General features: G+C 73.1%; 17 protein-coding genes. 10 read left to right on the top strand and 7 right to left on the bottom strand.

Translation table 11 applies throughout. The annotated features are described in order from the left end of the window. Positions 1-15 precede the first annotated feature (15 nt). The 4 genes from LIV55_RS04245 to LIV55_RS04230 all read left to right on the top strand — a co-directional run bounded on the left by LIV55_RS04245 (position 16) and on the right by LIV55_RS04230 (position 1,811). Entirely contained in the window at positions 16-519 is a 504-nt protein-coding gene (locus LIV55_RS04245; RefSeq protein WP_229299270.1) for an NINE protein, read from the top strand. Continuing rightward, a complete protein-coding gene (locus tag LIV55_RS04240; protein ID WP_083969092.1) occupies positions 516-1,028 on the top strand; it encodes a DUF2752 domain-containing protein in 513 nt (170 codons plus the stop codon). Before LIV55_RS04245 ends, LIV55_RS04240 begins: the two co-directional genes overlap by 4 nt. A 75-nt stretch (positions 1,029-1,103) precedes the next feature. Continuing rightward, entirely contained in the window at positions 1,104-1,367 is a 264-nt protein-coding gene (locus LIV55_RS04235; RefSeq protein ID WP_068277824.1) for a F0F1 ATP synthase subunit epsilon, read from the top strand. Positions 1,368-1,379: 12 nt separating this feature from the next. Continuing rightward, positions 1,380-1,811 (top strand): DUF2550 family protein, encoded by a 432-nt coding sequence (locus tag LIV55_RS04230; protein WP_068277819.1) that lies wholly within the window; start codon positions 1,380-1,382, stop codon positions 1,809-1,811. On the opposite strand, the gene LIV55_RS04225 is transcribed toward LIV55_RS04230, so the two are convergent. After that, positions 1,798-2,430 (bottom strand): cob(I)yrinic acid a,c-diamide adenosyltransferase, encoded by a 633-nt coding sequence (locus LIV55_RS04225; RefSeq protein WP_123092038.1) that lies wholly within the window; start codon positions 2,428-2,430, stop codon positions 1,798-1,800. The two genes, LIV55_RS04230 and LIV55_RS04225, sit on opposite strands and share 14 nt — an antisense overlap. Before the next feature lie 178 nt (positions 2,431-2,608). Here LIV55_RS04225 and LIV55_RS04220 point away from each other — a divergent pair, with 178 nt between their 5' ends. Then, complete coding sequence (locus tag LIV55_RS04220) at positions 2,609-2,971, top strand: STAS domain-containing protein (protein ID WP_191563856.1); 363 nt, start codon at positions 2,609-2,611, stop codon at positions 2,969-2,971. Positions 2,972-3,057: 86 nt separating this feature from the next. Further along, positions 3,058-5,145 carry an ethylmalonyl-CoA mutase gene (locus LIV55_RS04215; RefSeq protein WP_504878615.1) on the top strand — a complete coding sequence of 696 codons (2,088 nt, stop codon included), beginning with the start codon at positions 3,058-3,060 and terminating at the stop codon, positions 5,143-5,145. A 58-nt stretch (positions 5,146-5,203) separates the two neighbouring features. On the opposite strand, the gene LIV55_RS04210 is transcribed toward LIV55_RS04215, so the two are convergent. Both LIV55_RS04210 and LIV55_RS04205 read right to left on the bottom strand, forming a co-directional pair. Continuing rightward, positions 5,204-6,223 carry an aldo/keto reductase gene (locus tag LIV55_RS04210; protein ID WP_229299269.1) on the bottom strand — a complete coding sequence of 340 codons (1,020 nt, stop codon included), beginning with the start codon at positions 6,221-6,223 and terminating at the stop codon, positions 5,204-5,206. A 155-nt stretch (positions 6,224-6,378) separates the two neighbouring features. Next, positions 6,379-6,912 carry a type 1 glutamine amidotransferase domain-containing protein gene (locus LIV55_RS04205; RefSeq protein ID WP_191565162.1) on the bottom strand — a complete coding sequence of 178 codons (534 nt, stop codon included), beginning with the start codon at positions 6,910-6,912 and terminating at the stop codon, positions 6,379-6,381. 76 nt (positions 6,913-6,988) lie between these two features. On the opposite strand from LIV55_RS04205, the gene LIV55_RS04200 reads away from it, so the two are divergent. Next, positions 6,989-7,354, top strand: a complete 366-nt coding sequence (locus tag LIV55_RS04200; RefSeq protein ID WP_229299268.1) for a hypothetical protein — start codon at positions 6,989-6,991, stop codon at positions 7,352-7,354. A 37-nt stretch (positions 7,355-7,391) separates the two neighbouring features. On the opposite strand, the gene nucS is transcribed toward LIV55_RS04200, so the two are convergent. Further along, positions 7,392-8,087: an endonuclease NucS gene (nucS, locus tag LIV55_RS04195; protein WP_068277795.1), complete on the bottom strand. Its 696-nt coding sequence runs from the start codon at positions 8,085-8,087 to the stop codon at positions 7,392-7,394. A gap of 98 nt (positions 8,088-8,185) precedes the next feature. Here nucS and LIV55_RS04190 point away from each other — a divergent pair, with 98 nt between their 5' ends. Both LIV55_RS04190 and LIV55_RS04185 read left to right on the top strand, forming a co-directional pair. Further along, on the top strand, positions 8,186-9,421 hold the full coding sequence (locus LIV55_RS04190; RefSeq protein WP_229299267.1) for a 3-hydroxyacyl-CoA dehydrogenase family protein: 1,236 nt from the start codon (positions 8,186-8,188) through the stop codon (positions 9,419-9,421). Positions 9,422-9,630: 209 nt separating this feature from the next. Next, entirely contained in the window at positions 9,631-9,909 is a 279-nt protein-coding gene (locus LIV55_RS04185) for an Rv1322 family protein (protein ID WP_123092032.1), read from the top strand. Between the two features lie 142 nt (positions 9,910-10,051). On the opposite strand, the gene LIV55_RS04180 is transcribed toward LIV55_RS04185, so the two are convergent. Together LIV55_RS04180 and ccrA are read right to left on the bottom strand one after the other, a co-directional pair. Further along, positions 10,052-11,026: an SDR family NAD(P)-dependent oxidoreductase gene (locus tag LIV55_RS04180; RefSeq protein ID WP_229299266.1), complete on the bottom strand. Its 975-nt coding sequence runs from the start codon at positions 11,024-11,026 to the stop codon at positions 10,052-10,054. 110 nt (positions 11,027-11,136) lie between these two features. Next, on the bottom strand, positions 11,137-12,477 hold the full coding sequence (ccrA, locus tag LIV55_RS04175; RefSeq protein WP_083969113.1) for a crotonyl-CoA carboxylase/reductase: 1,341 nt from the start codon (positions 12,475-12,477) through the stop codon (positions 11,137-11,139). Positions 12,478-12,710: 233 nt separating this feature from the next. Between ccrA and LIV55_RS04170 the strand changes: the two genes are divergently transcribed. Beyond that, on the top strand, positions 12,711-13,499 hold the full coding sequence (locus tag LIV55_RS04170; protein ID WP_229299265.1) for an SDR family NAD(P)-dependent oxidoreductase: 789 nt from the start codon (positions 12,711-12,713) through the stop codon (positions 13,497-13,499). A 155-nt stretch (positions 13,500-13,654) separates the two neighbouring features. Here LIV55_RS04170 and mce read toward each other — a convergent pair whose 3' ends face one another. Next, complete coding sequence (gene mce, locus LIV55_RS04165; protein WP_229299264.1) at positions 13,655-14,110, bottom strand: methylmalonyl-CoA epimerase; 456 nt, start codon at positions 14,108-14,110, stop codon at positions 13,655-13,657. Positions 14,111-14,187 lie beyond the last annotated feature (77 nt).

Below are 14,187 nucleotides of genomic sequence, written 5' to 3'. Positions count from 1 at the left end.
GATAGGATCACGCGCATGAGCATGCCTCCGCCGCCTTCCGGTCAGCCGCACGGATACCCGCAGGGACAGGGGCCCGGCCAGGGCCAGGCGCCCGGCCAGGGCTACGGCTCCGCGCCGTCCTACCAGGCTCCCGGCGGTCCCGGCGGCGACGCCTCGCGCAGCCAGTACTACGTCTCGGCCATGGGCCAGGAGTACGGCCCGATGAGCTACCAGGACCTCGCCGGCATGGCGATGTCGGGCCAGCTCAAGGGCGACGCCCCGGTGCGCACCTCGCCGCAGGGCCAGTGGTTCCAGGCCAAGCAGGTGCCCGGGCTCTTCAGCAGCCGCGAGTGGATGACCACGCTGCTCCTGTCGATCTTCGTCGGCGGCTTCGGGGTCGACCGCTTCTACCTCGGGCAGACCGGTCTCGGCGTCCTCAAGCTCCTCACGTGCGGCGGGCTGGGCATCTGGTCCCTCGTCGACGTCATCCTCGTCGCCACCCGCAAGATGGTCGACGCCGACGGACGCCCGCTGCCGTGACCCACGCACCCGTGGGCGGACCGCCCCCCAACCCCCCGGGGCCTCCGGCCCCGCAGGGGCGTCCGGTCCACCTCGCCCGCGGGTACAGCCTGAGCGCGCGGGCGACCGCGATCGCGCTCGGCGCCGTCGGCGCGGTCGGCATCGGCATCGCCGCCCTGTGGCCGGTCGGCGACGTCGACTCCGGCCGGCCCTCGTGCGTCTTCCGCCTCCTCTTCGGCATGCCGTGCCCCGGGTGCGGCATGACGCGTGCATGGGTCCATGTCGCCCACGGCGACGTGGCGGGGGCCTTCTGGTACAACCCCTTCGGCCTGCTGCTCATGGCGATGGCCGCCTTCGCCGCGCTCTACGTCGCGTACGCGCTCGTGCGTCGCCGACCGCCCGAGCGGATGCTCGGCTGGATCTCGGCCAAGCCCGCGGTCGTGCTCTTCGGGCTGTGGATCGGCTGGTCGGTCTTCCGCGTGTGGAGCATCTCGCAGGGCCAGGACACCTGGTCCGTCGTCGTCGCCTGAGACCGGTCGGGCGCACCCCCGGGGCGCCGGTACCATGGACCCTGGACAACCCTCCCGACCCCGAAGGACTCCCACGTGAGCGCCCTGAACGTTGAGCTCGTCGCCGCCGACCGCAAGGTCTGGTCCGGCGAGGCCCGCATGGTCCGAGCCCGCAGCATCGACGGCGAGATCGGCATCATGCCGGGTCACACGCCCCTCCTCGGCGTCCTCGTCGAGGGTGACGTCGTCATCACGACCGAGGGCGGTGAGCGCACCGCGAGCGTCGACGGCGGCTTCCTCTCGGTCGACCACGACACGGTGACGATCGTCGCCGAGACCGTCTCCACGACGACTCGTTGATCTGACGACGTCGTGAGCGCGCTCCAGGTCGCCGAGCTGGTCCTGGGTCTCGCGCTGCTCCTCGTCGTCCTCCTCTTCGCAGGACTCGTCCTGCGCCGCCGGGCCATCTCCGGCGGCTACCCCCTGGCGCTCGCCGCGGTCAGCCGCGACGGGCGCCGGTGGCGTCTGGGCCTGCTGCGTCTGGGGCCCCAGACCCTCTCGTGGTACCCCGTCGTCTCGACCCGGCGCCGGCCCGGGCTCGAGTGGGACCGCGCCCACCTCGAGCTGTCGACCCCCGCCGAGGAGCGCATCACCATCCCGGGTCTCGTCGGCGCGCTGCGTGTCGACGTCGGCGACCACACGACGAGCGAGCCCACGCCCCTCGCCGTCGAGCGCGGCATCTACATGGCCATGCGCTCGTGGCTGGAGTCCTCGCCCCCCGGGCGCGACGTCAACGTCGCCTGACCCGCTCGGGCTCCTGCGACCGGCCGCCGCCGGGCTGCCACAGCACGTCACCGCCGGCCTCGAGGTTGGCCACCCGGGCGAGCACGAAGAGCAGGTCCGACAGGCGGTTGAGGTAGGTCACCGCGACGAGGTTGATCCCGCCGCTGCCCCGACCCTCGCCCGGCTCGGTGCCGTGCTCCTCGACCGCGGCCCAGGCCGAGCGCTCGGCGCGCCGCACGACCGTCGTCGCGACGTGGAGGTGAGCCGAGGCGACGCTGCCGCCGGGCAGGATGAAGGAGCGCAGCGGCTCGAGCCGCTCGAGGTAGGTGTCGCAGTCGGCCTCGAGCTCGTCGACCCACTGCTGCAGGACCCGCAGCGGTGGGTGCTCCGGGTCGGTGGCGAGCGGGGTCGAGAGGTCGGCGCCGCAGTCGAAGAGGTCGTTCTGCACGCGCAGGAGCGTCGCGCGCACGTCCTGCGGCAGCTCGCCGGACGCCAGCGCCACGCCGATCGCGGCGTTCGCCTCGTTGGTGTCGGCGTAGGCGGCCAGGCGCGGGTCGGTCTTGCGCGTGCGACCGAAGTCGCCGAGCGCCGTCGTGCCGTCGTCGCCGGTGCGCGTGTAGATCTTCGTCAGGTGGACCATGTCGCCATCGTCGCAGAGCGCGGGCCGGTCGACGTCGACGCAGGTGAGCCGGTCGACCTCGACTCATGTGACCCATGGGTCGTGACCCGATCGTGACGGCGAGGTGCCAACCGATCGGGCTGCTCACGCGTCATAGTTCGTGACAGGCGCCGCGGGGGCGGCGCCGGCAGGGAGCATGATGAGCAGCATCGCCAGCCTCGTCCCGGTCGGGGGCGGCAGCAGCCGTGTCCGGGTGCAGGTCCCGCTCTCGCGCGCGACGGCACCCGACGTGCGCGACGAGCTCGCCAGCCTCATCCGCAGCGGCGAGGGCCCGATCCTGCTCGACATGAGCGCCTCCGGGGTCCTCGACCCCGCCGGGATGGCCACCCTCGTCGCCGCCCACGTCCGCGCGGCCGAGCACGGTCGCCGGCTGCGCGTCGTCGGCGTCGACGAGCGCACCCGCCGCCTCCTCCTGCGAGCCGGCCGACGCCGGATCATCCTCGAGCAGACCGCCGCCGAGCGGCCTGTCGTGCCGGCCCGACGTCGGGCCGCCGCGGTCTGACGGGGCCGGGCTCGCCCCCTTCGGTGTGGTGCCTTTCACCGTCGGGAGGTCTGCCCACGCGCGAGCCGCGCCGGTAGTTTCGCGACATGCCTGACGCCACCGACGTGCCCACCCCCGCGGCCGCCCCCGCGCGACCCGAGCGGGACCGGCCGTGGGTGATGCGCACCTACGCCGGTCACTCCTCGGCCGCCGCCTCCAACGCCCTGTACCGGCGCAACCTCGCGAAGGGGCAGACCGGGCTCTCCGTCGCCTTCGACCTCCCGACGCAGACCGGCTACGACCCCGACCACGTCCTCGCCCGCGGCGAGGTGGGCAAGGTCGGGGTGCCGATCTCGCACATCGGCGACATGCGTCAGCTCTTCGAGGAGATCCCCCTGGGGGAGATGAACACCTCGATGACGATCAACGCCGTCGCGATGTACCTCCTCGCGATGTACCAGGTCGCCGCCGAGGAGCAGGCCGAGGCGAGCGGCGAGGAGCCGGCCGACGTCGTCGCCCGGCTCGCCGGCACGACGCAGAACGACATCATCAAGGAGTACCTGAGCCGGGGGACCTACGTCTTCCCGCCCGGGCCCTCGATGCGGCTCATCACCGACATGGTCAACTACACGGTCACGACGATCCCGAAGTGGAACCCGATCAACATCTGCAGCTACCACCTGCAGGAGGCCGGGGCCACCCCGGTGCAGGAGATCGCCTACGCGATGAGCACGGCGATCGCCGTGCTCGACGCCGTGCGCGACTCCGGCGTCGTCGCCCCCGAGGACTTCGGCACGGTCGTCGCCCGGATCTCCTTCTTCGTCAACGCCGGGGTGCGCTTCGTCGAGGAGATGTGCAAGATGCGCGCCTTCGTCCAGCTGTGGGACGAGCTGACGCGCGAGCGCTACGGCGTCGAGGACGCCCGGCAGCGCCGCTTCCGCTACGGCGTGCAGGTCAACAGCCTGGGCCTGACCGAGGCCCAGCCCGAGAACAACGTCCAGCGCATCCTGCTCGAGATGCTCGCCGTCACCCTCAGCAAGGACGCCCGCGCCCGGGCGGTGCAGCTGCCCGCGTGGAACGAGGCGCTCGGCCTGCCGCGCCCGTGGGACCAGCAGTGGTCGCTGCGCATGCAGCAGGTGCTCGCCTACGAGACCGACCTGCTCGAGCACGAGGACCTCTTCGCCGGCTCGCGCGTCGTCGAGGGCAAGGTCGCCGAGCTCGTCGAGGGGGCGCGCGCCGAGATGGCCCGGGTCGCCGAGCTGGGCGGGGCCGTCGCGGCCGTCGAGTCGGGCTACATGAAGTCGGCCCTCGTCGCCAGCCACGCGCTGCGTCGTCAGCGCATCGAGGACGGGCAGGAGGTCGTCGTCGGGGTCAACCGCTTCGAGAGCACCGAGCCGAACCCCCTGACCGCCGACCTCGACAGCGCGATCCAGACCGTCGACGCCGGGGTCGAGGCCGCGGCCGCGCAGGCCGTGCGCAGCTGGCGCGAGGAGCGTGATGCCGACGCCGAGCGCGGCCCGCGTGCCGCGGCCGCCCTGGAGCGCCTGCGGGCGGCGGCGGGCACGGACGAGAACCTCATGGAGGCCTCGCTCGAGTGCGCCCGCGCCGGCATCACCGTCGGCGAGTGGGCCCAGGCCCTGCGCGACGTCTTCGGCGAGTTCCGCGCGCCGACCGGTGTCTCTGGGTCCGTCGGCGCGGCCGACGGCGGCAGCGCCGAGCTCGTCGCGGTGCGCGAGGCGGTGCGGGGCACCGAGGCCGAGCTCGGCGAGCGGCTGCGCATCCTCGTCGGCAAGCCCGGTCTCGACGGCCACTCCAACGGCGCCGAGCAGATCGCGGTGCGCGCCCGCGACGCCGGCTTCGAGGTCATCTACCAGGGCATCCGGCTCACGCCCGAGCAGATCGTCTCGGCGGCGGTCGCCGAGGACGTCCACCTCGTCGGCATCTCGATCCTCTCGGGCTCGCACATGGAGCTCGTCCCCGACGTCCTCGACGGCCTGCGGGACGCCGGCGCGGGCGACATCCCCGTCATCGTCGGCGGCATCATCCCCGAGTCCGACGCGGCCGCGCTCAAGGCCCTCGGCGTCGCCGAGGTCTTCACCCCCAAGGACTTCGGGCTCAACGAGATCATGGCCCGCTTCGTCGAGGTGATCCGTGCCTCGCGGGAGCTGCCGGCGGGGCAGGCCCAGCCGGTCTGAGGTCGGACGGGCGAAGGGGGAGGCGAGCGCCTCCCCCTTCGTGCGTCTGCGGACCGGCTCAGCCGTCGATCGTCGACATGTCGCCGTAGCGGTCGCCGGCGACGGCGTCGCGCGGCACGGCGCGCTCGAGCGCCTGCAGGTCGTCGTCGGTGAGCTCGACGGCGGTGGCCGCGAGGTTCTCCTCGAGGTAGCGCACCCGCTTCGTGCCGGGGATGGGGGCGACGTCGTCGCCCTGCGCGAGGACCCAGGCGAGGGCGAGCTGGCCGGGGGTGCACCCCTTCGTCTGCGCGATCTCGCGGACCCGCTCGACGAGGGCGAGGTTGGTCTCGCGCGCCTCGCCCTGGAAGCGCGGGAAGTACGCGCTCGTGCGGCTGTCGCCCTGGCCGGGCTCGGGCAGGGCGCCGGTGAGCATCCCGCGGCCGAGCGGCGAGTACGGCACGAGACCGATGCCGAGCTCGCGCAGGGTCGGCAGGATCTCGTCCTCGAGGTCGCGGGTGAAGAGCGAGTACTCGGTCTGCAGGGCGGTCACGGGGTGGGTCGCGTGCGCCCGGCGGATGGTCTCGGGCGAGGCCTCGGACAGGCCGATACGACGCACCTTGCCGGCCGCGACGAGCTCGGCCATCGCGCCGACGGTCTCCTCGATCGGCACGGTGGGGTCGACCCGGTGCTGGTAGTAGAGGTCGATGTGGTCGACACCGAGCCGCTCGAGGCTGGCGTCGCACGCCTGGCGCACGTAGTCGGGGGAGCCGTCGATGCCCAGGCGCGCGCCGTCCTCGCCGCGCTTGTTGCCGAACTTCGTCGCGAGGACGACCTCGTCGCGGCGCCCGGCGAGGGCGCGCCCGACGAGACGCTCGTTGGTGAAGGGCCCGTACATGTCGGCGGTGTCGAAGAAGGTGACGCCGAGGTCGAGCGCGCGGTGGATCGTCTCGATGCCGCCCTGCTCGTCGGGGGTGCCGTAGAACTCGCTCATGCCCATGCACCCGAGGCCGAGGGCGGAGACCTCGAGGTCGGTGCCGTGGGCGGCCGAGCCGAGGGTGCGGCGGGCCAGGGGAGCGGTGGGGGTGTGCTCTGTGGTCATCCCCTACGGTGCTCCCGTCGACCCGGTCGACGTCAAGGGTGCGTCGAGGGTGTGCCGGGGTGGGCTGGGCGGGTGCGCGGTCTCGACGCGGCGGCCCCCGGGCAGCGCCGCGCCCCGCCGTCCCGGGCGGGGACGACGGGGCGCGGCGGACGGGCTCAGGCGCCGAGGGCCTTGGTGATCTCCCGGTTGAAGGCCGGCAGGTCGTCGGGGTTGCGGCTGGAGATGAGGTTGCCGTCGACGACGACCTCCTCGTCGACCCACTGGCCACCGGCGTTGGTGATGTCGGTGCGCAGGCTCGGCCACGACGTGATGCGGCGGCCCTCGAGCACACCGGCCTCGACGAGGGTCCACGGGCCGTGGCAGATGACGGCGACGGGCTTGCCCGAGGTGACGAAGTCGCGGATGAAGCCCACGGCCGCCTCCTCGGTGCGCAGCGCGTCGGGGTTGGCGACGCCGCCGGGCAGGACGAGCGCGTCGAAGTCGTCGACCGAGACCGCGTCGAAGGTCTGGTCGACGGGGAAGGTGTCGGCCGCCGTGAGGTGGTTGAAGCCCTGGACCTCACCGGACTCGACGGAGACGAGCACCGGCTGCGCGCCGGCGTCCTTGACGGCCTGCCACGGCTCGGTGAGCTCGACCTGCTCGATGCCCTCGGCGGCGACCGCGAAGGCCACCTTCTTCTGGTCAGCCATGTCGGCTCCTTCTTCACTGGACGATCAGGGGGTCTTGTCACTGTAGGCAGACGAAGGGGGCTCGTAGGGTGCGGAGATGGCGCTCTTCTGCCCGGCGACGGTGCTCCTTGCGACGTGGGCCGCCGGCGACGTCGCGACGGTGTCCGCCCAGGTCAGCGGCGAGCGCGTCGCGGTGGTGCTCCACGGCCCTGCGGTCGACGGCGCGGCGGCGGCCCGGCTCGCCGAGGCCCTCGGCGTGGGGGTCGAGCACATCCCCGCGCTCGACCCGGGAGCCCTCGTCGAGGTCGCCGACCGCTACCGCGGCGAGTGCGTCCTCGCGCTCGCCGGACCGGGCGAGATCGCCCCGGTGGTCGGCGAGGAGCCGGCGGGCGAAGGGGTGCTCGCCCGCCTCGAGGTCGACGAGGACGGGATCACCCGGCTGCCGTGGCCGCGCCAGTCGTGACGGTCGGTGCGAGCGTGCCGGTGGGCGTGGACGGCCGTCAGAAGAGGCGGTGCTCGCTGGAGTCGATGCCGCGCAGCGCGTCGTAGTCGAGGACGACGCAGCGGATCCCGCGGTCCTCGGCGAGGGTGCGCGCCTGGGGCTTGATCGACTGGGCCGCGAAGATGCCGGTGACGGGGCGCAGGGCCGGGTCGCGGTTCATCAGCTCGAGGTAGCGGGTGAGCTGCTCGACGCCGTCGATCTCGCCGCGCCGCTTGATCTCCACGGCCACGTGGCCGCCGGCGGCGTCGCGGCACAGGATGTCGACGGGTCCGATGGCGGTCATGTGCTCGCGCCGGGTGAGCGTCCAGCCCTCGCCGAGAGTGGTGATGTGCTCGGCGAGCAGCTTCTGCAGGTGGGCCTCGACGCCGTCCTTGACGAGCCCGGGGTCGACGCCGAGGGCGTGGGAGCTGTCGTGGTGGACCTCGTGGATCTTCACCCGCAGCCGGTCCTCAGACTTCGCGTGCTGGACCACCCAGACCAGGCGCACCCCTTCGGCCGCCTCGGTCTCGTCCGGCTCGACCTCGGCCATCGCGCACGGCGGCGACATCCAGTTGAGCGGCTTGTAGGAGCCGCCGTCGCTGTGCACGAGGACGGATCCGTCGGCCTTGACGAGGAGCAGCCGGTCGGCCAGGGGCAGGTGCGCCGACAGGCGCCCGTCGTAGTCGACGCTGCAGGTCGCGATCACGAGTCTCACGGCCGACCACCCTACGTGCCGTGACGAAGGCCTCAGGTGGGGACCGTCACGCTGCGAAGGGCTGTCGGCAGGAGCGCCGGGTCCACAACACTTCCGTCATGTCAGCAACTGCCAGCCGCACGATCGCGGACACCCTCGTCTACCCCTACCTCAACCACGCCGTGGCGATGTACGAGGAGGGCTACGCCTCCCGCGAGGACATCGACGCCGGCATGCGCTTCGGCTGCGGTCTGCCGCGCGGCCCGCTCGCCGTCGTCGACGAGCTCGGGCTGGACCGGGTGCGCGACGCGCTCGCCGAGCTCTACGCGCAGACCGGCGACGTGCGTCACCAGCCCCGCCCCGTCCTCGACGCGCTCGTCGCGCAGGGCCGCACCGGTCGCGCGGCCGGCGCGGGCTTCTACACGTACGCAGCCCCCGGCTCCGACGAGGTCGTGACCGACGAGAGCACCCCCGCGCCCGCCGGGTCCGACGAGCACGTGCGCACCGTCGAGACGGTCGGCGTCGTCGGCTCCGGCACGATGGCGACCGGCATCGTCCAGGTCTTCGCCCAGGCCGGGTACCCGGTGACCTACGTCGCCCGGACGCAGGACAAGGTCGACGCGGTGCGCTCCGCGATCTCGCGGGGGCTGGACCGGGCGGTCGAGAAGGGGCGCACGACGCGCGAGGAGGCCGACGCGGTGCTCGGACGCCTCACGGGGGCGACGAGCCGCGACGCGCTCGCCGACGCCGACCTCGTCGTCGAGGCGATCGCCGAGGACATCGACGTCAAGACCGAGCTCTTCACCGATCTCGACCGGGTCTGCCGGGACGGGGCCATCCTCGCGACGACGACGTCATCGTTGCCGGTGGCCGACCTCGCCGCGGTGACGAGCCGCCCGCAGGACGTCGTCGGGATGCACTTCTTCAACCCGGCCCCGGTCATGCGACTCGTCGAGGTCGTGCGCACCGACCAGACCGCGCAGGACGTCCTCGACACCGTGCGCACGCTCTGCGCCCGCACGCGCAAGGTGCCGGTCTCGTGCGCCGACCGCTCGGGCTTCATCGTCAACGCGCTGCTCTTCCCCTACCTCAACGACGCGGTGCGGGCGCTCGAGGAGGGGCACGGCAGCGCCGAGGACATCGACGCTGCCGTCGTGGCCGAGCACGAGTACCCCATGGGCCCCTTCGCGCTGCTCGACGTCGTGGGTCTCGACGTCTCGTTGGCGATCCAGCGCGAGCTGCACGCGGAGTTCGGCCACCCGGGTCTCGTGCCTGCTCAACGCCTCGTCGAGCACGTCGAGGCGGGCCGGCTGGGCCGCAAGACGGGCTCGGGATTCCTCACCTACACGAAGTAGCTCGAATCTCTGCGGTCACCCGACACGATGTGCCAATGTGTCAGGTGTCAGGTCGGGAGCGAGCCTCCCGGCCGCGGTGAGACCCACCTCTGACCCCCGAGGTCAGCGTCTGGAGCAGCCGCCGACGCGGACCTCCGGGGGGAGGACACGAGGCCCGCACCTGCGACGCAGGTGCGGGCCTCATCCGCGTCCTGACGCATGATGGTCGCGTGCCCAGAGCCAACCGTCGCCGCCGTGAGGAGCCCTTTCCCCTGCCCGGCGCCGTGCACCGCGGCGGGCCGCAGCGGGTCACCTGGCTCGGGCGGGCGTGGCTCGTGCGGCCGCTGTCGGGCCACAGCTCGACCCGCGCCTACCGCTGCCCGGAGTGCCACCACGAGATCGCCCCGGGCACCCCGCACGTCGTCGTCTGGCCCGACGACGCCCTCGGGTCGGTCGACGACCGCCGCCACTGGCACACCGTGTGCTGGCGCGCCCGCCGCGGCGGCTGACCACCCCTTCGGCCCCCGGGTCTACGAAACCCTGCTGGCTGCCTCTTGACGTGCCAGCAGGGTGTCGAGACCCTGCCGGCACGTCGAAAGGCTGCTGGCAGGGTTTTGTAGCCCCCCGTGGCGAAGGGGGGAGGAGGGGGCCTCAGGCGGCGCGGGCGGAGCGCAGGAGCTCTTCGCTGACCTCCCACAGCCGGGCGGCGACCTCGGGGTCGAGGGCGTGGGGGAGCACCCCGCTCAGCCCCAGGAGCTCCTCGACGACCTCGGCCTCCTGGCAGTCCTCGAAGTAGCGCCCCCCGACGCCGTCGAGCAGCGGGGAGGTCGCGACGAAGACCGAGGTGGCCGCGCCCTGCTCGGTGGTCTTCGTCTTAAAGGCCCCGGCCGCCTCGGCCTGCGCCGCCTGCTCCTGCGCCGCGGCCAGCCGCTCGGGCGACCAGTAGCGCTGCAGCGGGGTCCAGATGCCGCCGGGCATGAGCGCGTTGGCGGTGATGCCCTCGTGCGCCCACCGGCGCGTGGCCTCGACGGCGAAGAGGACGTTCGCGGTCTTGGACTGCCCGTAGGCCAGCCCCGGGTCGTACGGCCGCCGCTCGAAGAAGAGGTCGTCGAGGACGACGGGCGAGGCGGCGTGGCCGCTGGAGGAGACGACGACGACCCGGGCCTGGCCGACCTCGGCGGCCCCGGCCGCCAGCGCGTCGTGCAGACCGGTCGCGAGGGCGAGGTGGCCGAGGTGGTTCGTGCCCAGCTGGAGCTCGAAGCCCTGCGCCGTCGTGCCCTGCGGGGTGTCCATGACCCCGGCGTTGGCGACGAGCAGGTGCAGCGGCCCGGACCACGCCGCGACGAGCGCGTCGACGCTCGCCAGGTCGGCGAGGTCGAGCGGCACGACCGACGGGGCGGGGCCACCGCTGCTCTCGGCGATGTCTTCGGCGACCCGCTGACCGGCCGCCACGTCGCGCACGGCGAGCGTCACCTGCGCCCCGGCGTGGGCGAGAGCACGTGCGGTCTCGACCCCGATGCCGGATGCCCCACCGGTGACGACCGCCCGCCGCCCGGTGAGGTCGACGTCGGCGACCACCTCGAGCGCGGTGGAGCGGTCGTCGAAGGGGCTGCGGATGCGCGTCATGGCGCCACGCTAGCCGCGCCGGTCGTGCCGGGATGCCGACGCGAAGGGGGGCGCACCCGCCCGGGTGCGCCCCCCTTCGCCCTCGGTCCGGTCAGAGCCGGCCGCCTCGCTCAGACGTCCCGGAAGGCGTTGATCTGGCTCTCGAAGCGAGCCCGCTTCTCCGGGTTGCTCACGCCGAGACCGGCCTCCGGGGCGAGCGTGAGGACGCCGACCTTGCCCTGGTGGAGGTTGTGGTGCACGTCGAGGGCGGCCTGGCCGACCTGCTCGAGCGGGTAGGTCTTCGACAGCGTCGGGTGGATGAGACCGCGGTTGATGAGCTCGTTGGCCTCCCACGACTCGCGGTAGTTCGCGAAGTGGCTGGAGATGATGCTCTTGAGGTTCATCCACAGGTAGCGGTTGTCGTACTCGTGCATGTAGCCCGACGTCGACGCGCAGGTGACGATCTTGCCGCCCTTGCGCGCGACGTAGACGCTCGCGCCGAAGGTCTCGCGGCCCGGGTGCTCGAAGACGACGTCGACGTCGTGCCCGCCGGTGAGCTCGCGGATCTTCTTGCCCAGGCGCTGCCACTCCTTCGGGTCCTGCGTCGTGCCGGCCTCGTCCCAGAAGCGGTAGCCCTCGGCCCGCCGGTCGATGATGAGCTCGGCACCCATCCGGCGGCAGATCTCCGCCTTGTCGGGCGAGGAGACGACGCAGATCGGCTCGGCGCCGGCGGCCAGCGCCATCTGGGTGGCGTAGGAGCCCAGACCGCCCGAGGCGCCCCAGATGAGCACGCGGTCGCCGAGCTTGAGGGCGGCGCCGTTCTTGGAGATGAGCTGGCGGTAGGCGGTGGAGTTCACCAGGCCGGGGGCCGCCGCCTCCTCCCACGTGAGGTGGTCCGGCTTGGGCATGAGCTGGTTGGCCTTGACGATCGCCAGCTCGGCGAGCCCGCCGAAGTTGGTCTCGAAGCCCCAGATCCGCTGCTGCGGGTCCATCATCGTGTCGTCGTGGCCCTCGGGGTCCTCGAGCTCGACGGACAGGCAGTGCGCGACGACCTCCTGACCCGTGCGCCAGCGGCTCACGTGGCTCCCGGTGCGCAGGACGACGCCGGCGAGGTCGGAGCCGACGACGTGGTGGTCGCGGTCGTGCCGCTTCGACCACTCGTTCAGCCGGCCGTAGCGCTCGAGGAAGCCGAAGGTCGACACCGGCTCGAAGATCGAGGTCCACACGGTGTTGTAGTTGATCGCGCTCGCCATGACGGCGACGAGCGCCTCGTCCGGGGCGAGCTCGGGGATCTCGACCTCGTCGATGTGCAGCGACTTGCGGGGGTCCTTGTCGCGGCTGTCGAGCCCGGCGAACATCTCGACCTCGGACTTGCGCACGGTCGCGCCCCGGTAGGTCGTCGGTACCGCGAGACCCGCGTAGGTCTCCTCGCTGCGGTCGCCGGTCAGGATCGCGTCGCGGATCGCGTCGATCGACATGTGTGCTCCTCGGCCTCTCGGTCGGTCGGGGTGGACGGCGCCCGGCGGGCGCCTGGTGGTCAAGGTAGCCAGCGAAGGGGGAGCCACGGCGGCGGTGAGAGACCGGTCACGCGGTGACCTGGCTCTCACCGTCGTGCCGTGAGGGGCAGTGCCGTCGGCGCTGCCCGGCGGTGCTGCCCCGGGGGCGTCTACGGTGCTGGGACCGCCACCCCCTTCGAGGAGCCGACATGCCCGACACCCCCGACCCGACCCCGCGCCGCACCGCCCTGGTGACCGGCGCCTCGCGCGGCATCGGGCGCGCCGTCGCCGTCGCGCTGGCCGGTCGCGGCGACCGGGTCGCCGTGCACTTCGGCTCCGACCGGTCTGCCGGGCAGGAGACGATCGAGACGCTCGCGGGGGAGGGGCACGTCCTCGTCGGGGGCGACCTCACCGACGACGCCGTCGCCCAGCGGGTCGTGGGCGAGGCGGTCGACGCGCTCGGGCACCTCGACGTGCTCGTCAATAACGCCGCGGTCGCCCCGAGCGCCGCGAGCCACCACCGGGTCGACGACGTCGACTTCGAGACGTGGCAGCGCGCGTGGCGCTCGATGGTCGACGTCGACCTCCTCGCACCGGCGGCGGTCACCTACCTCGTCGCCCGCTCGATGATCGCGACCGGGACCGCGGGGGCGGTCGTCACCATCGGGTCGCGCGGGGCCTACCGCGGCGAGCCCGACCACCCGGCGTACGGGGCGGCGAAGGCGGGTCTGCACGCCATGGGGCAGTCGCTCGCCCTCGCGCTCGCCCCCCACGGCATCAGCGTGGCGACGGTGGCCCCGGGCTTCGTCGCCACGCAGCGCCAGGACGAGACGCTCGCCGGACCGCGGGGCGACGCGGTCCGTGCCCAGAGCCCCTTCGGCCGGGTGGCGACCCCGCAGGAGGTCGCCGAGGCGGTCCTCTACCTCACCTCGCCCCAGGCGCAGTGGGCCTCGGGCGCGGTGCTCGACCTCAACGGGGCGTCTTACCTGCGCCCCTGAGGCCCGGCCGCCGACGACGTGCTGGTGACGGCGCTCCCTTCGCACCACGCCCGTGACACCGTGCCGCGACCGGGAAACCCCCGCGCCCCCGGGTCATTGCCCGGGTGCGCGAGGGTTTCCCGGGGCCGGGCCGACAAGCCGGCGCCGGTGTCTCGTCAGTGAGCCGCGGCGGCGGGCTCGACGAGCTCGACGAGGATGCCGCGGGCGTCCTTGGGGTGGATGAAGTTGACCCGGCTGTCGCTCGTGCCCCGCTTCGGGGTGTCGTAGAGCAGGCGCAGGCCGCGCTCGCGCAGGGTCGCGCACACGGCGTCGATGTCTTCGACCCGGTAGGCGAGCTGCTGGATCCCCTGGCCGTTGCGGTCGAGGAACTTCGCGATCGTCGAGGTCTCGTCGAGCGGCGCGAGGAGCTGGATGCACGAGCCGGAGGCGCCGACGCGCATCATCGCCTCGCGCACGCCCTGCTCCTCGTTGACCTCCTCGTGGGCCAGCTCCATGCCGTAGGTGTCCCGGTAGAAGGCGATGGCGTCGTCGAGGTCGGGCACCGCGACACCGACGTGGTCGATGTGGGTGAAGAGGTCGCCGTGCGGCTGGGGGCTGGTGCTGGGCGTCATGGGCGGAGCATAGGAGCGCCGGCGCGGGGCTGTCTGTGACCTGCCACCCAGCGACCGCGACGCCGTCGGCGGGCGTG

The organism is Janibacter melonis, assembly GCF_020567375.1.
In the GTDB taxonomy this organism is placed as follows: Bacteria; Actinomycetota; Actinomycetes; order Actinomycetales; family Dermatophilaceae; genus Marihabitans; species Marihabitans melonis.
This window is presented reverse-complemented; position numbering and strand designations above follow the sequence as displayed.